Annotated in this window: 23 protein-coding genes; 18 read left to right on the top strand and 5 right to left on the bottom strand. The window is 70.7% G+C overall.

All coding sequences use genetic code 11. From position 1 onward, the window contains the following. The first annotated feature begins 16 nt into the window (after positions 1-16). The 9 genes from ABZX90_RS25090 to ABZX90_RS25050 all read left to right on the top strand — a co-directional run bounded on the left by ABZX90_RS25090 (position 17) and on the right by ABZX90_RS25050 (position 7,629). Positions 17-1,144, top strand: a complete 1,128-nt coding sequence (locus ABZX90_RS25090) for an acyl-CoA dehydrogenase family protein (RefSeq protein WP_351129670.1) — start codon at positions 17-19, stop codon at positions 1,142-1,144. Positions 1,145-1,152: 8 nt separating this feature from the next. After that, entirely contained in the window at positions 1,153-2,562 is a 1,410-nt protein-coding gene (locus tag ABZX90_RS25085) for an aminotransferase class III-fold pyridoxal phosphate-dependent enzyme (protein ID WP_355208231.1), read from the top strand. Further along, the gene (locus ABZX90_RS25080; RefSeq protein WP_351129674.1) at positions 2,555-3,064 is read left to right on the top strand and encodes an SRPBCC family protein; all 510 of its coding nucleotides are present in this window, start codon (positions 2,555-2,557) and stop codon (positions 3,062-3,064) included. The genes ABZX90_RS25085 and ABZX90_RS25080 overlap by 8 nt, the downstream gene beginning before the upstream one ends. Continuing rightward, the gene (locus ABZX90_RS25075; RefSeq protein ID WP_355208228.1) at positions 3,064-3,555 is read left to right on the top strand and encodes a hypothetical protein; all 492 of its coding nucleotides are present in this window, start codon (positions 3,064-3,066) and stop codon (positions 3,553-3,555) included. The genes ABZX90_RS25080 and ABZX90_RS25075 overlap by 1 nt, the downstream gene beginning before the upstream one ends. Beyond that, entirely contained in the window at positions 3,552-4,103 is a 552-nt protein-coding gene (locus ABZX90_RS25070) for a flavin reductase family protein (protein WP_355208225.1), read from the top strand. The genes ABZX90_RS25075 and ABZX90_RS25070 overlap by 4 nt, the downstream gene beginning before the upstream one ends. After that, positions 4,100-5,059 (top strand): VlmB-like protein, encoded by a 960-nt coding sequence (locus ABZX90_RS25065; protein WP_351129683.1) that lies wholly within the window; start codon positions 4,100-4,102, stop codon positions 5,057-5,059. The genes ABZX90_RS25070 and ABZX90_RS25065 overlap by 4 nt, the downstream gene beginning before the upstream one ends. Further along, the gene (locus ABZX90_RS25060; RefSeq protein ID WP_351129685.1) at positions 5,056-6,060 is read left to right on the top strand and encodes a beta-ketoacyl-ACP synthase III; all 1,005 of its coding nucleotides are present in this window, start codon (positions 5,056-5,058) and stop codon (positions 6,058-6,060) included. The genes ABZX90_RS25065 and ABZX90_RS25060 overlap by 4 nt, the downstream gene beginning before the upstream one ends. Positions 6,061-6,136: 76 nt before the next feature. Continuing rightward, positions 6,137-6,391: an acyl carrier protein gene (locus ABZX90_RS25055; RefSeq protein WP_351129687.1), complete on the top strand. Its 255-nt coding sequence runs from the start codon at positions 6,137-6,139 to the stop codon at positions 6,389-6,391. After that, complete coding sequence (locus ABZX90_RS25050) at positions 6,391-7,629, top strand: beta-ketoacyl-[acyl-carrier-protein] synthase family protein (RefSeq protein ID WP_351129689.1); 1,239 nt, start codon at positions 6,391-6,393, stop codon at positions 7,627-7,629. The genes ABZX90_RS25055 and ABZX90_RS25050 overlap by 1 nt, the downstream gene beginning before the upstream one ends. A gap of 46 nt (positions 7,630-7,675) precedes the next feature. Here ABZX90_RS25050 and ABZX90_RS25045 read toward each other — a convergent pair whose 3' ends face one another. The 4 genes from ABZX90_RS25045 to ABZX90_RS25030 all read right to left on the bottom strand — a co-directional run bounded on the left by ABZX90_RS25045 (position 7,676) and on the right by ABZX90_RS25030 (position 13,203). Then, entirely contained in the window at positions 7,676-8,428 is a 753-nt protein-coding gene (locus ABZX90_RS25045; protein WP_351129691.1) for an AfsR/SARP family transcriptional regulator, read from the bottom strand. A 98-nt stretch (positions 8,429-8,526) separates the two neighbouring features. Continuing rightward, entirely contained in the window at positions 8,527-10,218 is a 1,692-nt protein-coding gene (locus tag ABZX90_RS25040) for a nitrite/sulfite reductase (RefSeq protein WP_355208218.1), read from the bottom strand. A 58-nt stretch (positions 10,219-10,276) separates the two neighbouring features. Continuing rightward, a complete protein-coding gene (locus ABZX90_RS25035; protein ID WP_355208215.1) occupies positions 10,277-11,524 on the bottom strand; it encodes a hypothetical protein in 1,248 nt (415 codons plus the stop codon). Continuing rightward, positions 11,521-13,203 carry a hypothetical protein gene (locus ABZX90_RS25030; RefSeq protein WP_355208212.1) on the bottom strand — a complete coding sequence of 561 codons (1,683 nt, stop codon included), beginning with the start codon at positions 13,201-13,203 and terminating at the stop codon, positions 11,521-11,523. Before ABZX90_RS25030 ends, ABZX90_RS25035 begins: the two co-directional genes overlap by 4 nt. A 417-nt stretch (positions 13,204-13,620) precedes the next feature. Here ABZX90_RS25030 and ABZX90_RS25025 point away from each other — a divergent pair, with 417 nt between their 5' ends. From ABZX90_RS25025 to ABZX90_RS24985, 9 genes are read left to right on the top strand one after another with little or no spacing between them, the layout of a single operon-like run. Then, entirely contained in the window at positions 13,621-13,806 is a 186-nt protein-coding gene (locus ABZX90_RS25025) for a hypothetical protein (protein WP_355208209.1), read from the top strand. Next, positions 13,793-14,500 (top strand): phosphoadenylyl-sulfate reductase, encoded by a 708-nt coding sequence (locus ABZX90_RS25020; protein ID WP_355208206.1) that lies wholly within the window; start codon positions 13,793-13,795, stop codon positions 14,498-14,500. Before ABZX90_RS25025 ends, ABZX90_RS25020 begins: the two co-directional genes overlap by 14 nt. Next, complete coding sequence (gene cysC, locus ABZX90_RS25015; protein ID WP_355208203.1) at positions 14,497-15,060, top strand: adenylyl-sulfate kinase; 564 nt, start codon at positions 14,497-14,499, stop codon at positions 15,058-15,060. Before ABZX90_RS25020 ends, cysC begins: the two co-directional genes overlap by 4 nt. A 17-nt stretch (positions 15,061-15,077) precedes the next feature. Next, positions 15,078-15,977 (top strand): sulfate adenylyltransferase subunit CysD, encoded by a 900-nt coding sequence (cysD, locus tag ABZX90_RS25010; protein ID WP_355208404.1) that lies wholly within the window; start codon positions 15,078-15,080, stop codon positions 15,975-15,977. Positions 15,978-15,979: 2 nt separating this feature from the next. After that, positions 15,980-17,278, top strand: a complete 1,299-nt coding sequence (locus tag ABZX90_RS25005; protein ID WP_355208200.1) for a GTP-binding protein — start codon at positions 15,980-15,982, stop codon at positions 17,276-17,278. Between the two features lie 15 nt (positions 17,279-17,293). Then, the gene (locus tag ABZX90_RS25000) at positions 17,294-18,403 is read left to right on the top strand and encodes an aliphatic sulfonate ABC transporter substrate-binding protein (protein WP_355208197.1); all 1,110 of its coding nucleotides are present in this window, start codon (positions 17,294-17,296) and stop codon (positions 18,401-18,403) included. Between the two features lie 16 nt (positions 18,404-18,419). Then, positions 18,420-19,214 carry an ABC transporter ATP-binding protein gene (locus ABZX90_RS24995; RefSeq protein WP_351133657.1) on the top strand — a complete coding sequence of 265 codons (795 nt, stop codon included), beginning with the start codon at positions 18,420-18,422 and terminating at the stop codon, positions 19,212-19,214. After that, the gene (locus ABZX90_RS24990; protein ID WP_351133655.1) at positions 19,201-20,088 is read left to right on the top strand and encodes an ABC transporter permease; all 888 of its coding nucleotides are present in this window, start codon (positions 19,201-19,203) and stop codon (positions 20,086-20,088) included. The genes ABZX90_RS24995 and ABZX90_RS24990 overlap by 14 nt, the downstream gene beginning before the upstream one ends. Positions 20,089-20,093: 5 nt before the next feature. Then, positions 20,094-20,972 carry a sirohydrochlorin chelatase gene (locus ABZX90_RS24985; protein WP_355208193.1) on the top strand — a complete coding sequence of 293 codons (879 nt, stop codon included), beginning with the start codon at positions 20,094-20,096 and terminating at the stop codon, positions 20,970-20,972. On the opposite strand, the gene ABZX90_RS24980 is transcribed toward ABZX90_RS24985, so the two are convergent. Further along, the gene (locus tag ABZX90_RS24980) at positions 20,911-21,720 is read right to left on the bottom strand and encodes an AfsR/SARP family transcriptional regulator (protein ID WP_351133651.1); all 810 of its coding nucleotides are present in this window, start codon (positions 21,718-21,720) and stop codon (positions 20,911-20,913) included. The genes ABZX90_RS24985 and ABZX90_RS24980 overlap by 62 nt on opposite strands. Positions 21,721-22,131: the final 411 nt, after the last annotated feature.

Below are 22,131 nucleotides of genomic sequence, written 5' to 3'. Positions count from 1 at the left end.
CTACGAGAGAGCTGCCATGCGCCCATTGGATGCCGCGCGCGAGACGTGCGAGAAATTCATGCCCGGGCTGCTCGCCGAACTCGGCGAGTCGCCGCTGACCGAACTGGAGTCCCCGGAGTCTCCCGCCATCGCCCTGTTCCGCGGTCACGGGGGACCCTCACTGGTCATTCCCAAGACCTACGCCGGCTCCGGCGCCGGCCCCCGGGAGGCGCTGCAGGTCACCCGGGCCCTGGGCGCGGCGGCCCCGTCGCTGGCCGTGGCCACGACCATGCACCACTTCTCCGTGGCCACCCTGTTCACCCTGGCCGACAGCCTGCAGGCCGGCGGTGCGGAGTGGGCCCTGCTGGAAGGCATAGCGGAACAGAATCTGCTGGTCGCCTCCGGCTTCGCGGAGGGCCGCACCGCGCAGGGCATCCTGACGCCCACGATGCGGGCCACCGTCGTCGAGGGCGGCTACCGGATCAACGGTGCGAAGAAGCCGTGCAGTCTGTCCCGGTCGATGGACCTGCTCACCGCGAGTGTGGCGGTGCCCGGCGAGGACACCTCGGCCGTCCTGCTCGTACCCAAGGGCGTCGAGGGCCTGACGGTGCATCCGTTCTGGGCGAACACCGTCCTCGCGGGCGCGGAGAGCGACGAGCTCCGTCTGGAGGACGTGTTCATCAGCGAGCAGCAGCTCATGCGGACCGAGCAGGCCGAGGCGGGGGCCATGGACAGCCTCCAGACGGTCGGGTTCATCTGGTTCGAGCTCCTCATCTCCGGTTCGTACCTGGGGATGGCGAGCGCCCTGGTGGAACGCGTCGTGGAGCGCGGCCGGGGCACCGACTCTGAGCGGGCGCGGCTCCTTTGCCGGCTGGAGAGCGCGGCGCTGCTGCTGGAGGGCATGGCGCGGATGATCGAACAGGAGGAGACCGGCGACGAGGCGCTCACCAAGTCGCTGATCGCGCGGTACGCGGCGCAGGACGCCCTGGCGGAGTCCGTGCACCAGGCCGTCGAACTGCTCGGCGGGATGGCGTTCATCGGCTCGCCGGACATCGCCTATCTGGCGGCGGCCTCGCACGGGCTGTCGTTCCACCCGCCGTCCAGGTCGAGCGTCGCCGGGCCGCTGCTGGAGCACATGTCCGGCCGGCCGCTGCGGATCGCGTGAGGCCGGCGATGACCACCTCCTCGGCCTCCTTCACGTCCGCACCGTCACCGTCACCGGCCCCGACCGAGCCCGCGGCTCCCGGAGCCTCCGCACCGCTCACGCCCCCGGCGGCCTCCCCGACCGGCGCCGTCGGCACCGGCACCCGCTCACCCCTGTCCCGGGAGGAACTGGGCCGGCTCTACCGGCGCCGCCTCAACAAGGGCCGGGCCGTCCTGGGGGAGATGTTCGGCGGGCACATCGAGACCGAGTCGCGCGGCTCCTGGGTGTTCACCTCCGAAGGCCGCGGGTTCCTCAACTGCGGTGGCTACGGAGTCCTGTTGATGGGCGCCCGGCACCCCACGGTGGTGCGGTACGTGTCCGAGCAACTGCACCGGCACCCGGTCGCGACCCGGGTGTTCCTGGAGCCCCAGGCCGCGCTGGCCGCCGACGCGCTGGTGGCGGTCGCCCCGCCCGGCCTGGAGCGGGTGCACTTCGCGGGCTCGGGCGCCGAGGCCGTCGAGTGCGCGATCAAGATGGCCCGCACCCAGGGCAAACGGCATCTCGTCGCCACCGTGAACGGCTATCACGGCAAGACCATGGGCGCCCTCAGCCTGACCGGCCGTGACCTCTTCCGCGACCCCTTCGCCCCGCTGCTGCCGGACGTGGAGCACGTCGCGTACGGCGACTCCACGGCCCTGGAGGAGGCACTTCTGCGGCATCCGGGCGAGTGCTGTGTCGTGGTCGAGCCCGTACAGGGCGAGGCCGGTGTGGTCATCCCACCGGACGGCTACCTCACCGGGGTGCAGGAGCTGTGCCGCCGCCACGACGCCTTCTTCGTGCTGGACGAGGTGCAGACCGGTCTCGGCCGGCTCGGTGCCTGGTGGGGTGCAGACATGGAGGGGATCACCCCGGACGCGCTGCTCGTCGGCAAGGGACTGAGCGGCGGGATCGTCCCGGTGTCGGCCGTGGTCGCCACCCCGGCTGCGTTCGCGGTCTTCGACCGTGACCCGTATCTGCACACCTCGACGTTCTCGGGGGCGCCGCTCGCGATGGCGGCGGCCCGGGGCGCGCTCGCCGCGATCCACGACGACGGTCTCGTGGAGCGGGCCCGGGTGCTCGGCGACGAACTGCTCGTCCGGCTGCGGGAGATCGCCCACGGCCACTACGGCGACGGGCTGCGCGAGGTACGGGGCCGGGGCCTGCTGCTGGGCTTCGAGTTCGCCCGGCCCGGCGCGGCCGGGGACCTGCTGATCGAACTCGTGGAACAGGGAGTCATCGCCAACCACTCGCTCAACTCGGACCATGTCCTGCGGCTCACCCCGCCGGCCGTGCTGTCCCGTTCCGACATGGACTTCCTGTACGAGGCCTTCGACCGCGCCTGCGGCAGGCAGGCCTCCGCCTACTCACTCTCATCGGAAGGTGGCGTCGGCCATGCGTAGTGCTCATGTGACCCTCGGCGTACCGGGGGTGAGTCCTCAGGCCGCCTTCGCCCGGGTGAAGGACTTCGCCGCGTACCCGGACCTCGTCGACGTCGTACGGTCCGTGACGGTCCGCCGTACCAGCGACACGGACGAGTCGAGCGACTGGGAGGTGTACTTCCGCAACGGCATCCTGCGCTGGACGGAGACCGACCGGTTCGACCCGGCCGCGCTGACCATCGTCTTCGCCCAGGTCGACGGCGACTTCGAGGAGTTCTCCGGGACCTGGGCGGTCACCGCCGACGGCGACGGCTGCCGGATCTCCTTCGACACCGCGTTCGACTTCGGTATCCCCTCGCTCGCCGGGATCCTCGACCCGGTGGCGGAGCGGGTGTTCAAGGAGACCATCGCCCGTGTGATCCGGGGCCTGTTCCCGGGCGCCGTGGTGATCGGCGACGAGGCCGTGGCCAACGCGCTGGCCGCGCTTCTGGAAGTGGCCGGACCGGTGGGAGGCGCGCGCTGATGGACGCCAAGAACCTCTTCGAGACGCCGACCACCTCGAAGCTCCACCGCGCCGAGTACGGCCTGGGCCTGGTGGTGGCCAGCGTGCTGTTCTTCACCCACCTGGGAGACGTGTCCTGGCCCGCCTTCATCGGCCTGTTCCTCTACATCGACCTGATCGGCTACATCCCCGGCGCGATCGCCTACCACCGCAGTACGACCAAGGAGATCTCCAAGGTCTACTACGTGCTCTACAACGTCATGCACAGCCTCGTCACCGAGGGCCTCGTGGCGCTGGTGTGGATCTGGGCGTTCGGCGCCGAGTGGGCGTTGCTCGCCCTGCCGATCCATCTCTTCGGCGACCGGGCGCTGTTCGGGAACTTCCTCAAGAGCTTCCGGCTGCCCTTCGAACCGGTCGAGGACCCCGGATACCTCCGCTTCCGTACCGCGTTCGAGGACACGGGGGACCGGCTTCCCCCGGTGGCCGCGCACCTGGATGCGAGGACCTCATGAGGGAGACCCTCGCCGCGGAACGCCGCACCGACGGCACGGCCGGCGCGACGCGCGCCACCGTACGCCGTCTGGCGACCGGCGTCGCGGTGCTGACCTGCGGCGACCCCGAGACGGTCGAAGGGGTCACGGTGAGCACGGTGGCCCTCGCGTCCATGGAGCCGCCGATCGTCTCCGTGGCCCTGCGGGAGGACAGCCGGGGGCTGCGCACCCTGCTGGCGTGCGACCGCTTCGTCGTCAACGGGCTCGCCGCCGGACAGGCCTTCCTCGCCGACCACTTCGCCTCGAAGAAGCGCCCCCGGGGCCTGGCCCAGCTGCCGTCCGAGACCTGGGCCGGCCTCAGCTCGCACGGGGTGCCCCGGCTGAAGGGCGCCGTCGCCTGGCTGGAGTGCCACGTCCTGCGCAGCACCGCCGTCGGCGACCACCGGGTGATCTTCGCCCGGGTGCTGTGCGGCTCACAGGACGGCGGAACGCCGCTGGTCAACTTCGCCGACGAGCTGCGACCCGGCCGGGCCGCCATCCGACCACTGCCCGCGGAAAGGGATCGATGACCGTGTCCAACACGCCACCCGAAGCCGACTGGGAGAACGCGCCGTCGCTGGTCGACGGCGCCATGACCCTGGAACTGACCGCCGAATCCTGCGATCTGCGCTACTGGCTGCGGTCCGTGCCGCAGGGCACACTGCGCGGCCACCCCCTCGGCCACGCCGACGACGTACGCCCGTCGCCGGTGATGACCGAGCCGGGACCGCTGAACAGCGCGCTCAGCCAGGAGCTGGCCTTCCGCTCCATCGCGGAGGAGAAGGCCACCCGCGCCATCGCCTACATGGTGGCGGTCGCCCCCGACAACCCGTCGCTGGAGTTCTACTCGACGCAACTGCTCGACGAGGCACGGCATGCCATGGTCTTCCGCCGCCATCTGCTGTCGCTCGGCATCGCCGAGGACGACCTGTGGCCGGCGATCGACCGGCTGGCCGGCGCCGACAGCGAGCGCGTCCTCGTACCCCTGGAGGAGTTCGGCCTGCGGGCCCTGCGCGACCGGCGGGACTTCATCGGCGGCGTCGTGATCCTCACGGTGCTCGTCGAGGGTGTCCTCGCCCCCTCCGCGGAGCTGAGCGAGCGCAAGTGGCGGGTGTTCGACCCGGCGGCCGCCGACATCGAGCGCGGCGCCGGCATCGACGAGATCCGCCACCTCACCGTCGGCAGTTCCATCGCCCGGGAGCATCTGCTGCGCCACCCCGAGGACAAGCCGCGCATCCTGGAGCTGATCCAGGAGGGGTACGGCCTGTGGGAGAAGCTGCCCTCGCAGGATCTGGTGATGCGCCGCGAGCAGCTGTTCCAGCAAGGGCTGGAACAGCACGGCGAACTGGTCGGCGACTACGAGGTCTGGCCGGGGCGGCGGCTGATCGACACCACGGCAGAGGAACGGGCCGGGACCGCGCACGAGTGGGCCGACTCGATGCAGCGCGCGCGACTCGCGTACATGGGCCTCGAGGAAGCCCTGTGACCGCTCGCGCCGCGGTCGTGTGCGGGCTGGGTTCCTGGCTGCCACCGAGGGCGGTGACCAACGACGAGCTCGCCAGGGAACTCGACACCTCCGACGAATGGATCCGCGCGCGTACCGGCATCGGCGCCCGCCACATCATCGACGAGGGCCTCGCCACCTCGGACCTCGCCGTCGAGGCGGGGGCACGGGCGCTGAAGTCCGCGTCGGACATAGCGGTGGACGCGGTGGTGCTGGCCACGGCCACTCCCGACCATCCGATCCCGGCCACCGCGCCGCGCGTCGCGGCCCGCCTCGGGCTGGGCCCGGTGCCCGCGTTCGACGTAGCCGCCGTCTGTACAGGCTTTCTGTACGGGCTGGCGACGGCGGCCGGGTTCATCGCCGCCGAGTCCGCGGACTCCGTCCTGGTCATCGGCGCGGACGCGTACTCCCGCATCCTCGACCCGGCCGACCGTTCCACCCGGGCCATCTTCGGCGACGGAGCCGGGGCGGTCGTCCTGCGGGCGGGCCGGCCCGACGAGCCCGGTGCGCTCGGCCGGTTCCAGCTGGGTTCCGACGGATCGGCGGACGACCTGATCCGGGTGCCCTCCGGAGGCTCCCGGGACCCGTTCCGGCCGGCGACGGCCGAGCGGAGCGACCCCTACTTCCGGATGGAGGGCCAGGCAGTGTTCCGCCACGCCGTGGAATCCATGGCCGAGTCCTCGGAGCGGGCCCTGCGCAGCGCGGGCTGGTCGGTGGCGGACGTGGACCTGCTGGTCGCCCACCAGGCCAATGTACGGATCATGCACGCCCTGGCCGACTGGATGGACCTGGACCGGGACCGGTGCGCGATCCATCTCGACCGCGTCGGCAACACCTCCGCCGCCTCCGTGCCGCTGGCCCTGGCCGACGCCGTCGCGGGCGGCACGCTGCGCCCCGGCCACCGGGTGCTGATGACCGCGTTCGGCGGCGGGCTGACCTGGGGCGCCTGCACGGTCCGCTGGCCGGCTGTCGAGCCGTACTGACACCGACCGTTCGCAACGCTCGTACACCACCGACCACTTCGCACACCACGACGGACAAACCGAGGAGAGACATCCCATGAGTGACACGAGCGATCGCCTGATCGCCCTGCTGGTGCGGGTCTGCGGTCTGGAGGCCGACGAGATCTCGCCCGAGGTGACGTTCCGCAGCCTCGAGGTGGACTCGCTCGCCCTGGTCGAACTGGGCCTGGCCGCCCAGCAGGAGTTCGGCGTCCCCATCAAGGACGACGAGCTGGAGCTGGACGCCACCGTGGCCGACGCGGCGGCGATGGTGGAGAAGAAGCTGGCCGAGCAGCCGGGAGTGACGCGCTGATGCCGGACTCCAGGCCGCCGTTCGCCGCCGCGGTCACCGGGATCGGCATGGTGACCGCGGCGGGCATCGGCACCGCCGCCTCCTGGACGCGCATCCTGCGGGGCGAGACGACGGAGGCGAGCGAGGTGCCCGCGCTGGCGGGCACCCGGGCCGACTTCGGCTGTCATGTGCCGGATTTCGACCCGGCGAAGGCACTGGGCCGACGCAAGGCGTGGCGCCTCGACCGCAGCAGCCAGTTCGCGGTGGCCGCCGCCGCCGAGGCGCTGGCCGACTCGGGCCTGGACACGGCCGTATGGGACGGGGCCCGCGTCGGCGTGGTGATCGGCAGCGGCATCGGAGGAGCCGCCACCTGGGAGAAGCAGCACCACGTCCTGCTCGACCAGGGCTTCGACCAGGTCTCCCCGATGCTGATTCCGATGCTCGCGGTGAACATGACGGCCGGTTACATCGCCATGGAGTGCGGGGCCCGGGGTCCCAACCTGGTGACGTCCACCGCCTGCGCGTCGGGCACCACCGCCATCGGCACGGCACGCGAGCTGCTGCGCGCGGGCACCTGCGACGTCGTCATCACCGGCGGCACCGAGGCCTGCCTGATCCCCTCGATCGTCTCCGGGTTCAGCCAGATGGGCGCTCTCTCCGCCCGCCGCGAGTCGCCGACGAGCGCCTCACGCCCCTTCGACGTGGACCGGGACGGATTCGTGCCCGCCGAGGGAGCGACGGTGCTGGTTCTGGAGCGGCCGGAGGACGCGCGGGCCCGCGGCGGCGCGGTGCACGCGCTGATCACCGGATACGGCGCCAGCGCCGACGCCCACCACGCCACGGCTCCCGATCCGGACGGCCGCGGCGCGGAACTGGCGCTGCGCACGGCGCTGGCCGACGCGGGAGTCGGCGCCGAAGAGATCAGCCACGTCAACGCCCATGGCACCGCCACCCCTCTCAACGACGTCACGGAAGCCCGGATGCTGCGCCGGGTGCTCGGCGACGGTCCGGCGGTCACGTCCGTGAAGGGCGTGGTCGGCCACTCTCTCGGGGCGGCCGGCGCCATCGAGGCGGCCGTCACCGCGCTCACCCTCGAACACCGGCTCGTGCCGCCCACGGCGAACCTGCAGAGCCTGGATCCGGCGGTCGAACTCGACATCGTCGCCAAGGCGCCCCGTGACCTCACGGGCGAGCTGGCGGTCAGCACCTCGTTCGGGTTCGGCGGCCAGAACGCGGTGCTCGTCTTCGGGCGGGCCTGAGAGGACAGGGGCGCCCGCGTCGCCGACCACACTCGGGAACCGGAGGTCACGTCTGGGAGAGGATCTCGCGGAAGACCCTCCTGAGCTGGGGTGAGGGTTCGATCCCCAGCTCACGCACCAGGCGCTGGCGGGTACGGCTGTACACGTTGATCGCCTCGCCCTGACGGCCGGAGCGGCACAGCGCCGCCATCAGCTGCCGGCAGAAGTGCTCGCGCAGGGGGTAGCGCATGTGGAGGCGCTCGGCCTCCGGGATGACCGTCTGGTGGAGACCGAGGTCGAGCTGGGCGTCGATCTTGCGCTCGTGCGCGATCAGCCGGCTCTCCTCCAGGTGCGTGTACGCCATCCGGCAGATCATCCCCTGCCCGGTGTCGAACAGCGCGGGTCCCCGCCACAGGGCGAGCGCGCTGTTCAGCGTTCGGATGACCGCGCCGGGATCCTCTTCGAGCAGGGGCGCCGCGGATTCCACGAGCGCGGTGAAGCGCAGGGCGTCGATGTGGTCGGCGGGAAGCTGCAGGCGGTAGCCGGCCGGTGTGGTCTGAACGACCCCGCGCAGGCTTTCTCTGCCGATCCGGGTGACGAGAATGCGGCGCAGCCGCGCGATATGGCCCTGCAGCGAGTTCACCGCGTCCCTGGGCGGCCTTTCCGCCCAGAGTTCGTCGATCAGTTCGTCACGGGAGACGACTTTTCCGCTCGACAGGGCGAGTGCCGCGACGATGGTGCGGAGTTTCTCGCCCGGTATGCGGAAGTGGATGTCGTCCTCGTCGATTATCTCCAGAGGCCCCAGCAGTTCGATCCGCACGGCCCGTCCTTTCTCTGTGGCAAGAGTTCGGAATGTTCAGGTGCGGTCCACGGCCATTTCGATATGCACCTCGGCCGCATGCCGAGGTGCATATCGGTCTACTTCAGCTCGTCCTCCCCGGCGCGCGCCGTCCATTCGGCGAACGTCTCGTTCTCGTCCGTACGGCCCGCCAGGTAGGCGCGTGTCAGGCGTTCGACGTAGTCGGGCAGTCCGGCCGCCGTGGTCTTGAGGCCGCGCAGCTTCTTGCCGAAGCGCCCGTCCGCTCCGTCGTGCAGGGCGAGGCCACCGCCGAGGTGCACCTGGAAGCCTTCGGTCTGGGTGCCGTCCGCGTCGGTCACGAGCTGTCCCTTGAGCCCGATGTCGGCGACCTGCGTCCGCGCGCAGGCGTTGGGGCAGCCGTTCACGTTGACGGTGATGTCCGACGACTCCCCGGCGAGCCGCCGTTCGAGTTCGGTGATGAGGGTGGCCGCCCGCTCCTTGGTCTCGACGATCGCCAGCTTGCAGTACTCGATGCCGGTGCAGGCCATGGTGTTGCGCCGCCAGGACGACGGCTCGGCCTCCAGACCGACGGTGCGCAGCGCCTCGACGAGCGAGGCCGGGTCGGCCACGTCGAGCACCAGGATCTTCTGGTACGGGGTGAGCCGGACCCGTGCCGAGCCGTGGGCCTCGGCGAGGTCCGCGAGCCGGGTCAGCGCCTCGCCGGAGACCCGGCCGGCCACCGGGGCGGCGCCGACGAAGTACCGCCCGTCGCGCTGCCGGTGGACGCCGATGTGGTCGAGGGGCGCGGGCGGCAGCACCGGGGCGGGTCCGTCGATGAGCGGACGGTGCAGGTACTCCTCCTCCAGCACCTTGCGCAGCCGCTCCACACCCCAGTCGGCCACCAGGTACTTCAGCCGTGCGCGGCCGCGCAGCCTCCGGTAGCCGTAGTCCCTGAACAGCCGGGTCACGGCCGCCCACACCTCGGGTACGTCCTCCAGCGCCACCCAGGCGCCCAGCCGCTCGGCGAGCCTCGGCGCGGTGGACAGGCCGCCCCCCACCCAGGGGTCGAACCCCGGGCCGTGCTCGGGGTGGACGCTGCCGAGGAACGCCAAATCGTTGATCTCGTACGGGATGTCGGGCAGCCAGCTCACCGCCGTCTTGTACTTGCGCGGCAGGTTGGACAGCGAGGGGTCGCCGATGAAGCGGGCGGTGATCTCCTCGATCGCCGGGGTGGCGTCGAGGACCTCGTCCGCCGAGACGCCCGCGACCGGGCTGCCGACGACGACGCGCGGGCAGTCGCCGCACGCCTCCGTGGTCGACAGCCCGACCGCTTCGAGCCGACGCCAGATCTCGGGGACGTCCTCGATGCGCACCCAGTGCAGCTGGATGTTCTGACGGTCGCTGATGTCGGCGGTGCCCCGGGCCCAGCGGACCGAGATGTCGGCGACGGCACGGAGCTGGCGCAGGTCGAGACGCCCGCCGTCGACGCGGACGCGGAGCATGAAGTACTCGTCCTCCAGTTCCTCGGGGGCGAGGACGGCCGTGCGCCCGCCGTCGATGCCGGGGCGGCGCTGGGTGTACAGCCCCCACCAGCGCAGCCGGGAGTGCAGGTCGTCCGGGTCGATGGAGGCGAAGCCGTGATGCGCGTAGACGCGTTCCACGCGCTCCCGCACCCGCAGCGGATCCTCGTCCTTCTTGATCTCCTCGTTCTTGTTGAGAGGCTCGCGCAGACCGTGGGCCCACTGGCCCTCGCCGCGCGAGCCCTCGCGCCTCGCCCGCGCCGCGCGCGGCGTCGGCGCCGTGTCCGTCATGGTGAACTGCCCTTCTCCGGCCTCTTCCCGGCCGTGGATCGCAATGGGCTCCGGGTCGTCATGGCGTGGGCTGCCTCAGCGGCCCCGAGACCGGGGTGATCATTCCGCTGGAGAGCCAGTCCGCACCCTTGGAGTGCTGGTGCGAGGGCATGCCCGGGATGTACACCTCGGCCGCCGCGTACAGCAGGGTCGGGGCGAAGTCGCCGCCCAGCTGCCGCTGCCAGGCCTCGTAACCGGCGGCGCTGGGCAGCTCGCCGGGGAACCGTCCGGCCAGCGCGGACAGATACCGTTCGGCGGCGGGGCCCCGCGGGTCGTAGCGCAGGGGGATGATCTGGCCCGCGCTGGGGCCGAGCACGGGTGGCGAGAGCAGCCAGGGCGCCAGGTAGGTGCCCTCGGCCCTGACCCGGCCCGCCGCCACATCCTTGACCTGGGTCTCCGCGACCGCCCAGTCCGCGACCACGAGCAGCGGAGGCGCGCCCTTGCCTGGGGCCACGACGCTGAGCCTCTCGCGGGTCGCGGCCTCGCGCACCACCGCGGCGGCGGCCCGCGCACGGGGTGAATCGTCGGAGCGCAGGGCGACGGACCGTGTCCCGCGCGCCGCCAGGAAGTGCACGGTCGACCGCAGCATGGCGGTGTCGGCGGCGGCGAGCCGGTCAGCCGGACACGCCGACCAGGGCCGTTCGCTGCCCGCGAGAAGGGCACCCAGAGCGGCGGCGGCGCACTCGGGGCCGTCGGTCCCGCGCAGCGTGGCGGACTCGGCGGCCGGTTCGTGGCCCGTGTCGACGTCCAGCGCGGCAGAGACGCCGTTCGCGGAGACGTACAGCCGCTGTTCACCGGCCCCGAGGGTGACTCCCACCCAGGTCCGCTCCGATCCGCTGTACCGCCGGCCGGCGGTGAGCCGCCCGGGGTCGGTGCCGGCGGACGCGCCGTCCGCGGCGACGCCCACCAGGTTGAACCCGGGACGGTTCGGCACGACGAGGACCGGCACCCGCTGCGCCCCCAACGCGGCGGTGCTCAGCAGGGGTACACCCGGTGTACGGGCGACGGCAGGACCCGAGTCGTGCGACACCGTCATTCCCACCAGCACCGACGTGACCACGATGACGGCGAAGGAGGCGAGGACGGTGCGTCGGCGGCGCAGTCGCCCGTACCGCAGTTGCAGCATGATCAGGCCGATCCCGCCCGTCAGGACGAGCGCGCCCAGCAGAACGCCGTACAACGGCCCGAAGTCCTGCGCGGCTTGGGCCAGGTGCCCGCGGCGGCCGGCAGCCGCCGCGGACATCTGGATGGAAAAGGGCTTGCTCACCGCAGTACGCCGTCGCTCACGACGAACAGCACACCGTGGGGCCGCGCGTTCCCGGTGTCGCCGTGCGGCCACGACGTCCGGTTGAAGCTGACGCAGGGTTCGCCGGTCACCTCGTCACGGAACCGCTTGTCGATGGAGATGCCCGCCTTGCCTCCCAGGGTGAACATGCACACCCGGTGGTCGCCGTCGCCGCCGAAGGCGCCGGCCAGGAAGTAGTTGGCGGTGGCTATCCGCTTGACCTGGGTGGCCTCGCGGTATGTGCCGTCCTTCCCCTTCTGGAAGTTGTCCATCGCGCCCCAGTGCGGGCCACCGTCGGTGGTGTCCCGGATCGGGACGGTGCCGACCAGACCGGGACAGTCGCTCTCGGCGCCGCCCTGGTAGGCCTCGGTGAGCTTGTCGATGGAGCACTGCGGGCTGTTGCCCGAGGCGAGCAGCTTCTGGATGTCCAGCACGTAGACCATGCCGGTCGTCCGGTCCAGCGGCTCTCCGTACGGCTTCGACGCGCCCATCACCGTGTGGAACAGATAACGGTCGTCCGGACTGACGGCCAGCCAGCTCGAGTTGTCGCCGCCACCGGTCACCGAGCCGTCGGGGGCGAAGGTCTGGTACGCCGTGGTGTCGTCCAGCACCTCCTTCCACTTCGGCTCCGCGGCCGTGATGTCCGGGGTGTAGAACACCGCGCCGCCGGTCATCGAGGAGACGAACGCGCCCTTGTGCCCCCGCTTGTTGGGCAGGGCCGTCTCCATGAGGACACGGGACTCACCGAAGATCGGGTCCTTCTCCTGGGCGAGCCTGGGGCCGTCCGGCACCTTGGTGACGGACTTCAGCTTCGGGTCGGCCCGGTTGCTGATGTCCCAGACGCGGACGGTCTGCCGGGCGAGGTCCTCGCGCAACTCCACTTCGGGAGTCACGAAGTTGCGCGCCTCGACGAAGTCGCTCGCGACCATGATGTTCATGTCCTCGCGGACGGCGATGCCGTGCGGGTTGGCGCAGCTCGCGTCCTTCAGCACCGGTACGTTGCCGCACTGGACCGGGTCCTCGCCGCCCTTGACGGCCGCGGGGATCTCGGAGACGGTCTGCCCGTCCTTGCCGAAGTAGACGATCTCGCCGGGCGAGCCCGCGGCACCGTTGCCCTCGCGTACCTCACCGTTGGTGTAGGTGCAGGGCCCGGTGATGTTGGGACCGCCCATGTACGTGCCGTACGCGGTGCCGTCGCGCAGCACCTGGTAGGCGTCCGGCAGCGTGCCGCACGGGGTGTCCGTGGGGACGTTCACGCCGACGAGCTTGACGGCAGGCAGAGCCTTCGTGTCGAACACGAACGTCGTGTCGGTGAGGATGCCGCCCGCGAACAGCCGGTCGCCCTTGTGCCACATGTACTGCATGTGGTGCGGCTCGTTGCCCTTGCCCGGGCCCATCGTCACCGTGTTGACGACCTCGCCGTAGTGCGGTGAGTCGGGTGTCGCGTCGATGACGGTGAGGAAGTCGGGTGTCGTGTGGTCCGTCGGGCCCGCCCACGCGAGCAGCCACTCGCGCCCGTGGCCGCGCGCCGCGGAGACCAGATTGTTGGTGGCGGTGTAGGTGGTTCCGTTGGATGCCGTGAACGCGGAGGTCCACGACTTGGCGGACTCCCGTGCCTGACCGGCTCCGCTGAGGAGGGCCGTGGTCAGTCCAAAGGTCACGAGAACTACGGACAGACGCCGTGCGAACCCTGTTCTTCGGAGCCTGGATAGTCTCATCGTGCAAATGCCCCTCTCCTGGAGCTAGCGGTTCGGGTCCCCCCGGTCGCAGGCATGCGCAATGGCCCCGGACCGAGGGGCGGTGGGCAAGGGATTCTTTTGGATCTTCGGGGTGCGCCGATGAGTCCCGCAGCGGCCCGCGAAATCCCGTTCGCGACTATCTCAAACACCGCTGACCTGGCGCTGACACAGCTCTTGCGGCGCCGGATTCCGGAACGCATCAGCGCCGTGTCAGTGGCCTATCCGCGGCCGTTGCTAGGGTGACCGGCACTGCCGATCTCCGGAATAGGGATTTCTCTACGGGATTTCTTCCGTCATCGAGACAACCCTTTGTCAAAGTGCTTCCGGACAGGAGAACCGATGAATGAACGCGAGTTGCTCCACCCCTGCCCGTACTGCGAGTACAAGGGGCTCTTCCCGGCCGGCGAAGGGCATGACACCTGGAAATGCGGCGCTTGCGAGCGCGCGTTCAGTTTTTCGTTCCTCCGGCTGCTCGGGCTCATAGCCCTGGGCGTCGGTCAGGGAGCACCGAATGAAGGGCGCTGACACCGGCAACTCCACCGAACTCCGGCTGCTCGCCGAGTGGGCGGGCCGGGATCTGGAGGACGCGTCCGCGCTGGAGATCCTGCGCTGGGCGGCCGACACCTTCGGCGAGAAGTTCTGCGTGACCTCGTCCATGGAGGACGCGGTCGTCGCCCACCTCGCCTCCCGTGTGCTGCCCGGCGTGGACGTGGTGTTCCTCGACACGGGCTACCACTTCCCGGAGACCATCGGTACCCGTGACGCGGTCGAGGCCGTGATGGACGTCAACCTCATCACCCTCACCCCGCGTCGGACGGTCGCCGAGCAGGACGCAGAGTACGGGCCGAGGCTGCACGACCGCGACCCGGACCTGTGCTGCGCCCTGCGCAAGGTCGAGCCGCTCGAAGAGGGCCTGACCGAGTACGACGCCTGGGCGACCGGGCTGCGCCGCGACGAGTCCCCGACCCGGGCGGACACGCCGGTCGTCGGCTGGGACGAGAAGCGGCGGAAGGTCAAGATCTCCCCGATCGCCCGCTGGACGCAGGACGACGTCGACGCCTACGCCGTCGAACACGGGGTCCTGACCAACCCGCTGCTGATGGACGGTTACGCCTCCGTCGGCTGCGCGCCCTGCACCCGTCGGGTGCTGGAGGGCGAGGACGCGCGCGCGGGCCGCTGGGCGGGCCGCGCGAAGACCGAGTGCGGGCTGCACGAATGACCACGACCACCGAGGAGTTGCACGTGACGACCGGAGCCACCGTCTGGCTCACGGGTCTGCCGAGCGCCGGCAAGACCACCATCGCGTACGAGCTGGCCGGGCGGCTACGGGAGGAGGGCCACCGGGTCGAGGTGCTCGACGGCGACGAGATCCGCACGTTCCTCTCGGCGGGCCTCGGCTTCAGCCGCGCGGACCGGCACGCCAACGTACAGCGCGTCGGCTTTCTCGCCGAACTGCTCGCCCGCAACGGCGTCAAGGCGCTCGTCCCGGTGATCGCGCCCTACGCGGACAGCCGCGCGGTGGTGCGGGGGCGCCACCGGGACAGCCGCGCCCCGTATTTGGAGGTGCATGTGGCGACTCCGGTCGAGGTGTGTTCCGTACGTGACGTGAAGGGCCTGTACGCGAAGCAGGCCGCGGGCGAGCTGACCGGGCTCACCGGGGTCGACGACCCCTACGAGGCTCCCGAGTCGCCCGACCTGCGGATCGAGTCGCACACCCAGACGGTCCGGGAGTCCGCGGCCGCGGTCCACGCCCTGCTGGTGGAGCGGGGGCTGGCGTGAGCGCGCCCACCGCGGAAATGGCCCTGTTCCTGTCCCACTTGGACGCGCTGGAGTCCGAGGCCGTGCACATCTTCCGCGAGGTCGCGGGCGAGTTCGAGCGGCCGGTGATCCTCTTCTCTGGCGGCAAGGACTCCATCGTCATGCTGCACCTGGCGCTGAAGGCGTTCGCGCCCGCCGCGATCCCCTTCACGCTGCTGCACGTCGACACCGGACACAACTTCCCCGAGGTCCTCGGCTACCGCGACCGGACCGTGGAGAAGTATGGGCTCAGGCTCCATGTGGCCTCCGTCCAGGACTACATCGACCGCGGTGTCCTGCGCGAGCGCCCCGACGGCACCCGCAACCCGCTCCAGACCCTCCCGCTCACCGAGAAGATCCAGTCCGAGCGTTTCGACGCCGTGTTCGGCGGCGGGCGCCGTGACGAGGAGAAGGCCCGCGCGAAGGAGCGGGTGTTCTCGCTGCGGGACGAGTTCTCCCAGTGGGACCCGCGCAGGCAACGGCCAGAGCTGTGGAACCTGTACAACGGCCGCCACGCGCCCGGCGAGCACGTCCGCGTGTTCCCGCTCTCCAACTGGACCGAGCTGGACGTCTGGCAGTACATCGCCCGCGAGGACATCGAGCTGCCGGGGATCTACTTCGCGCACGAGCGTGAGGTGTTCCGGCGCGGCGGCATGTGGCTGACCGCCGGTGAGTGGGGCGGGCCCAAGGACGGGGAGACCGTCGAGAAGCGGATGATCCGGTACCGGACCGTCGGGGACATGTCCTGCACGGGTGCCGTGGATTCGGCCGCGGCGACCCTGGAGCAGGTGATCGACGAGATAGCCGCCTCCCGGCTGACCGAGCGCGGCGCCACCCGCGCCGACGACAAGGTGTCCGAGGCCGCGATGGAAGACCGCAAGCGCGAGGGGTACTTCTAGCCATGACGGTTGACACACTGCGCTTCGCGACCGCCGGTTCCGTCGACGACGGCAAGTCCACGCTCGTCGGACGCCTCCTGCACGACTCCAAGTCGATCCTCACGGACCAGTTGGAGGCCGTCGAACACGCCTCCCGCAACCGCGGCCAGAGCGCCCCGGACCTCGCGCTGCTCACCGACGGTCTGCGGGCCGAGCGTGAGCAGGGCATCACCATCGACGTCGCCTACCGCTACTTCGCCACCGCACGCCGCCGGTTCATCCTCGCCGACACCCCCGGCCACGTGCAGTACACCCGCAACATGGTCACCGGCGCCTCCACCGCCGACCTGGCGGTCGTCCTCGTCGACGCCCGCAACGGCGTCATCGAGCAGACCCGCCGGCACGCGGCGATCGCGGCCCTGCTGCGCGTGCCGCACGTGGTCCTCGCCGTCAACAAGATGGACCTCGTCGAGTACAAGGAGTCCGTGTTCGCGGCGATCGCCGAGGAGTTCACGGCGTACGCCTCCGAGCTGGGCGTCCCCGAGATCACCGCGATCCCGATCTCCGCGCTCGCCGGTGACAACGTCGTGGACGCCTCCGCGAACATGGACTGGTACGGCGGCCCGACCGTCCTCGAACACCTGGAGACCGTCCCGGTCAGCCACGACCTGGCGCACTGCCACGCACGGCTGCCGGTCCAGTACGTGATCCGCCCCCAGACCCCCGAGCACCCGGACTACCGCGGCTACGCCGGCCAGATCGCGGCCGGCTCCTTCCGCGTCGGCGAGAGCGTCACCGTGCTGCCGTCGGGCCGCACCTCGACGATCTCCGGCATCGACCTGCTGGGCAAGCCGGTCGAGACCGCCTGGACCACGCAGTCGGTGACCGTACTCCTGGCCGACGACATCGACATCTCCCGCGGAGACCTGATCGTGCCCAGCAAGGACGCCCCGGCCACCACACGGGACATCGAGGCCACCGTGTGCCATGTCGCCGACGAGCCGCTCACCGTCGGCCACCGGGTACTGCTCAAGCACGGCACCCGCACCGTCAAGGCGACCGTCAAGGACATCCCCTCCCGCCTCACGCTCGACGACCTGTCCCTGCACCCGCACCCGGGACAACTCGTCGCCAACGACATCGGCCGCGTGAACATCCGCACCGCGGAGCCGCTCCCGCTCGACGCGTACGCCGACTCCCGGCGCACCGGCTCGTTCATCCTCATCGATCCGGCCGACGGCACCACCCTCACGGCGGGCATGGCGGGCGCCGACTCCACCGCACACCCCCACCAGCCTTCGACGCACCCAACCGCTATGTGAGGAAAGGGATTCGCTGTGCCAGCTCCTCTCGCCCCCGGCTCCACCAGGCGATGGCTGCCCCTCGTCGCCCTCTCCCTGCTCGCCGCCGCGGGCTGCGGCTACGGATCCCAGGCCAAGGACGCGGGCCGGCCGGCCGTCGTCGCCACCGGCGCGAAGACCGGCGGAGTGGACGAGGTACGGATCGGATACTTCCCCAACATCACCCACGCCACCGCCCTGGTGGGCCTGCAAGAAGGGTTCTTCCAGAAGGAGTTGGGCGGGACGAAGATCCGGATGCAGGCCTTCAACGCCGGCCCGGCCGAGATCGAGGCGCTGAACGGGGGCGCGATCGACATCGGCTGGATCGGGCCGTCGCCCGCCATCAACGGCTACACGAAATCCGACGGGACCAACCTGCGGATCATCTCGGGTTCCGCCTCGGGCGGCGTCTCCCTGGTGGTGAATCCCAAGAAGATCGGTTCCCCGGCCGGCCTCAAGGGCAGGACGATCGCCTCACCGCAGCTCGGCAACACCCAGGACGTCGCTCTTCTCGACTACCTCGGACGACAGGGCTTCGAGGTCGACGCCAAGAGCGGCCGGGGCGACGTGAAGGTCCAGCGCGTCGACAACAAGGAGATCCCCTCCCTCTTCGAGCGGGGCGATCTCGACGGGGCATGGGTGCCCGAGCCCACGGCGGCCCGGCTGGTCGCGGCCGGCGGCAAGGTCCTGGTGGACGAGAAAAAGCTGTGGAAGGACGGGCAGTTCGTCATCACGAACATGATCGCCTCCCAGCGGTTCCTGAAGGAGCATCCGGGCGTCGTCGAGGCACTGCTGCGCGGCTCGGTGAGGACCAACGCCTGGATCAACGCCCATCCCGAACAGGCGAAGGCCTCCATCGACCGGAAGCTGAAGGCCGACTCGGGCAAGGAGCTGCCGCCGAAGGTGCTGGACATGGCCTTCGACCACGTCGAGATCCTCGACGATCCGCTCGCCGCCACTCTGCGCGAGGAGGCTGCCCACGCGGTCCGGGCCGGTCTGCTCCAGGACCCGCTGCTCGACCGCATCTACGATCTCGGGCCGCTCAACAAGGTCCTCCGGGCCGCGGGACTGCCCGCGGTCGACGAAGCCGGCCTCGGCGCCGACTGACCGGAAGGCGACAGTCATGGTCACCCACCTCGTCCGGCGGACCCCCGAGTCCGCCCGCGACGCGACGTTTCCCGCCGCGCGGCTCGACCGCGTGTCGAAGTCGTTCGGCCGGCCGGCGGGTCAGCCCGTGCTGGACGACATCACGCTCGATGTGGCGACCGGCGAGTTCGTCACCCTGCTGGGCGCCTCGGGGTGCGGCAAGTCGACGCTGCTCAACCTGGTCGCGGGGCTCGACGAGCCGACGTCCGGGACGATCGACGTGTCCGGCGGGCGCCCGGCCCTGATGTTCCAGGAACACGCCCTCTTCCCCTGGCTGACCGCGGGCAAGAACATCGAACTGGCCCTGCGCATGCGCGGCATGGCCAGGGCGGAGCGGCGCCCGGAGGCCGAGCGGCTGCTGGAACTCGTACGCCTGAAGGGTTCGTACGGCAAGCGCGTGCACGAGTTGTCGGGCGGGATGCGGCAGCGGGTGGCGCTCGCGCGGGCGCTGGCGCAGGACAGCCGGCTGCTGCTGATGGACGAGCCGTTCGCCGCGCTGGACGCGATCACCCGGGACGTGCTGCACGACGAGCTGACCCGCATCTGGGCGGAGACGGGACTGTCCGTCCTCTTCGTCACGCACAACGTCCGCGAGGCGGTGCGGCTCGCGCAGCGCGTGGTCCTGCTCACCTCCCGCCCCGGGCGCATCGCCCGCGAGTGGACGGTGGACATTCCGCAGCCCCGCCGCATCGAGGACGCCGCGGTCGCCGAACTCTCCGTGGAGATCACCGAGGAACTGCGAGGGGAGATCCGCCGTCATGGCAGGCAGTGAGATCGAGGACACGAGCGATCTGGCCGGGCTCGAAGCGGGACTTGACGCGCTGGAGAAGCCGGCCGCCGCCGCTCGGACCCCGTTCGCGGGCCGGATTCTGGCCAGAGTGCTCCCGCCCCTGTGCACCGTCGTCCTGATCGTCGGTGTGTGGCAGCTCGCCGCGGCCGCGGACCTCAAACCCGATCACGTGCTGCCCGGGCCGCTCGACGTGGCCCGTGCCATCCGGCAGATGTGGCTGGAGGGCACCCTCCTCGGCTACGTATGGACCAGCGTCTCCCGAGGCGGGCTCGGCTTCTGCATGTCGATCGCCATCGGCACGCCGCTCGGTCTGGCGGTCGCGCGGATCAGACCGGTCCGGGCGGCGATCGGGCCGGTCCTGTCGGGACTGCAGTCGCTGCCGTCGGTGGCCTGGGTGCCGGCCGCGATGATCTGGTTCGGGCTCACCGACACCACCGTGTACGCCGTCGTCCTGCTCGGCGCGGTGCCCTCCATCGCCAACGGCCTGGTCGCGGGCGTCGATCAGACCCCGCCGCTGTATCTGCGCGCCGGCCGGGTCGTCGGCGCCACCGGGCTGGCCTCGGTGCGCCATGTGCTGCTGCCCGCCGCGCTCCCCGGTTTCCTCGCGGGGCTCAAGCAGGGCTGGGCGTTCGCGTGGCGCTCCCTGATGGCCGCCGAACTGATCGCCAGCTCGCCCGATCTCGGCACCGGGCTCGGTCAGTTGCTGGAGAACTTCCGCACCTACAGCGACATGTCGGGGGTACTCGCCACGATCATCCTCATCCTGCTCGTCGGCATCGGCATCGACGTGCTGGTCTTCTCCCCGCTGGAGCGGCGCGTGCTGCGCAGCCGCGGTCTGTTCGACCCGGCGGGGTGACCCCGATGCCGCCCGTGCTGCTCGCCGTCGCCCACGGCAGCCGCGATCCGCGGCACGCGGAGACGCTGCGCGGCCTGGTACGCCAGGTGCGGGCCCGGCGGCCGGAGTTGCGGGTGGAGATCGGGTTCCTGGACTTCGCCGTCCCCTCGGTGCTCCGGGTGCTGGCGGAGCTGGCGGAGGAGGTGCAGCGTGCGACGCCGGGGCAGCCGGGGGCGGTCCGCGAGGTCGTCGCCGTCCCGCTGCTGCTGAGCCGGGCCTTCCACGCCAAGGCGGACATCCCGGCGGTGCTGCGGCAGGCGCCGCCGGAGCTGCGGATCGAGCAGGCCGGCGTCCTCGGGCCCGCGCCGCTGCTGTCGCGGGCCCTCGAACGTCGGCTGTACGAGGCCGGGCTGGTCCCCGGTGACATGTCCTCGACCGGGGTGGTGCTGGCCTCGGCGGGGACCTCCGATCGGGAGGCGAACGCGGTGATCGCAGACATCGCGCGGGAGTGGCGGAGCACCGGTTGGTGCGCCGTGCGGCCCGCGTTCGCCTCCTTCCCCGCCGGTGGTTCGGCGTCCGGCAGCGGTCCCGGCGCGGTCGGCGCCGGAACGGCGTGGGCCGTACGCCGGCTGCGTGCCCTGGGCTGTACCCGCGTGGCGGTCGCCTCCTACGTCCTGGCCCCCGGATTCCTGATGGACCGCATCGCGCGCGGTGCCGTACAAGCGGATGTGATCGCGCCGGTTCTGGGCGACGCCCCGGAGGTGGTGGAACTGGTGCTGCACCGCTTCGATCAGGCCTGTTCGCGTTTCCGCGTCACGGCCGCCGTGCCTGGGGCGGCGTGTCTCACATCCCCTTCCGGCCAGAGTGGCCCACGGGCTCACCGAGCAGCTCGGGGTCGTGGGTAAGGATGGCCTTCTCGTACCGGCGCAGCGCGGGTGTGGGCTCGACCCCCAGGTCGTCCACAAGATTGCGTCGGCACTTCCGGTAGACGTCGAGCGCGTCCCGCTGGCGCCCGCTGCGGTAGAGCGCCCCCATGAGGAGCATGCAGAGTTTCTCGTTCGTTGGATTCTGCTCGTACGCCTCCGCGAGTTCCGGAAGTATCCGGGCATGGGAGCCGGCCTTCAATTCCAGCTCGAAGAGCAGGGTGAATGCGGCGTTCTTTGCCTCCACGTACCGGGCCGCGACAGCCTGGCACAGCGGTCCGACGCGAAGGCCGCCGAACACCGGGCCGCTCCAGAAGGACAGCGCCCGACGCAGTTCGTGGATGTCCTGGGCAGGGTCCGTCGACGTGCCGTCCGCGACGGTACGTCGCACGCGGTCGACGCTGTCCATGAAGACGTGCGCGTCGAGTTCGTGCCGGCCGACCGAGAACAGGTAGCCCGAGGGCGTAGTGATCACCCGTGATCCGGGCCGTTCGGGTTCGAGCAGCGCCAGGCTCCGGCGGATCCTGCTCACCTGGGCCTGGAGCGCGTTCTGCACCTTGGACGGCGGGTCGCCGCCCCACAGTTCGAGTATGAGCGAGTCGACCGTGACGAGCTCTCCTCTTGAGACGAGAAGAGACGCGAGCAACAGCTGCTGCATGGCGCCGGCGAGCTGGAACACCCGGTCGCGGGCGCGTACTTCGACATGGCCTAGTACGGAGAAGAACAACATGGAATGCCCCCTGCCACCGAATAACAACGGCGTACGACCTGCCCGCAGGGCAACAGCCGGACATACCCATGTGCTAATTCCGGGAATCTTCCGGGAATTAAAATTGTCGGACAAGGCCCGACGGCCTCCACCCGTGACATCATGAATCCCCCCGTTTATGCGGTGACGTTCGATTCTCACGGCAAGGGGTCGGACTGACCCGAATTGCGAGACGTACAGATCAACCGACCTCTAACCGAACTTCAGAACGATGATATTTAGCCACTGTTTCGCACGTCAACGGAGGAGGGGAACTTGGCGAGTAATGGCACCCTTCGCCGTTTGATTCTGAGGGTCCGCGCGAGCCGGGGCGTATTGCAGCCGCAGGGTCCGTCACCCGGCCGCGCCGAGCTGCTGGAGGAAGGGCTCGTC

This window comes from Streptomyces sp. NPDC002935 (genome assembly GCF_040611295.1).
In the GTDB taxonomy this organism is placed as follows: domain Bacteria; phylum Actinomycetota; class Actinomycetes; order Streptomycetales; family Streptomycetaceae; genus Streptomyces.
The sequence above is the reverse complement of the archived record's forward strand: the minus strand, read 5'-3'. Positions and strand labels throughout refer to the sequence as shown.

Coding starts and splice junctions, on each gene's coding strand:
- ABZX90_RS25090 (WP_351129670.1), top strand. CDS start 17: ATGCGCCCATTGGATGCCGCGCGCGAGACGTGCGAGAAATTCATGCCC.
- ABZX90_RS25085 (WP_355208231.1), top strand. CDS start 1,153: ATGACCACCTCCTCGGCCTCCTTCACGTCCGCACCGTCACCGTCACCG.
- ABZX90_RS25080 (WP_351129674.1), top strand. CDS start 2,555: ATGCGTAGTGCTCATGTGACCCTCGGCGTACCGGGGGTGAGTCCTCAG.
- ABZX90_RS25075 (WP_355208228.1), top strand. CDS start 3,064: ATGGACGCCAAGAACCTCTTCGAGACGCCGACCACCTCGAAGCTCCAC.
- ABZX90_RS25070 (WP_355208225.1), top strand. CDS start 3,552: ATGAGGGAGACCCTCGCCGCGGAACGCCGCACCGACGGCACGGCCGGC.
- ABZX90_RS25065 (WP_351129683.1), top strand. CDS start 4,100: ATGACCGTGTCCAACACGCCACCCGAAGCCGACTGGGAGAACGCGCCG.
- ABZX90_RS25055 (WP_351129687.1), top strand. CDS start 6,137: ATGAGTGACACGAGCGATCGCCTGATCGCCCTGCTGGTGCGGGTCTGC.
- ABZX90_RS25050 (WP_351129689.1), top strand. CDS start 6,391: ATGCCGGACTCCAGGCCGCCGTTCGCCGCCGCGGTCACCGGGATCGGC.
- ABZX90_RS25040 (WP_355208218.1), bottom strand. CDS start 10,218: ATGACGGACACGGCGCCGACGCCGCGCGCGGCGCGGGCGAGGCGCGAG.
- ABZX90_RS25025 (WP_355208209.1), top strand. CDS start 13,621: ATGAATGAACGCGAGTTGCTCCACCCCTGCCCGTACTGCGAGTACAAG.
- ABZX90_RS25020 (WP_355208206.1), top strand. CDS start 13,793: ATGAAGGGCGCTGACACCGGCAACTCCACCGAACTCCGGCTGCTCGCC.
- cysC (WP_355208203.1), top strand. CDS start 14,497: ATGACCACGACCACCGAGGAGTTGCACGTGACGACCGGAGCCACCGTC.
- cysD (WP_355208404.1), top strand. CDS start 15,078: ATGGCCCTGTTCCTGTCCCACTTGGACGCGCTGGAGTCCGAGGCCGTG.
- ABZX90_RS25005 (WP_355208200.1), top strand. CDS start 15,980: ATGACGGTTGACACACTGCGCTTCGCGACCGCCGGTTCCGTCGACGAC.
- ABZX90_RS24995 (WP_351133657.1), top strand. CDS start 18,420: ATGGTCACCCACCTCGTCCGGCGGACCCCCGAGTCCGCCCGCGACGCG.
- ABZX90_RS24990 (WP_351133655.1), top strand. CDS start 19,201: ATGGCAGGCAGTGAGATCGAGGACACGAGCGATCTGGCCGGGCTCGAA.
- ABZX90_RS24985 (WP_355208193.1), top strand. CDS start 20,094: ATGCCGCCCGTGCTGCTCGCCGTCGCCCACGGCAGCCGCGATCCGCGG.
- ABZX90_RS24980 (WP_351133651.1), bottom strand. CDS start 21,720: ATGTTGTTCTTCTCCGTACTAGGCCATGTCGAAGTACGCGCCCGCGAC.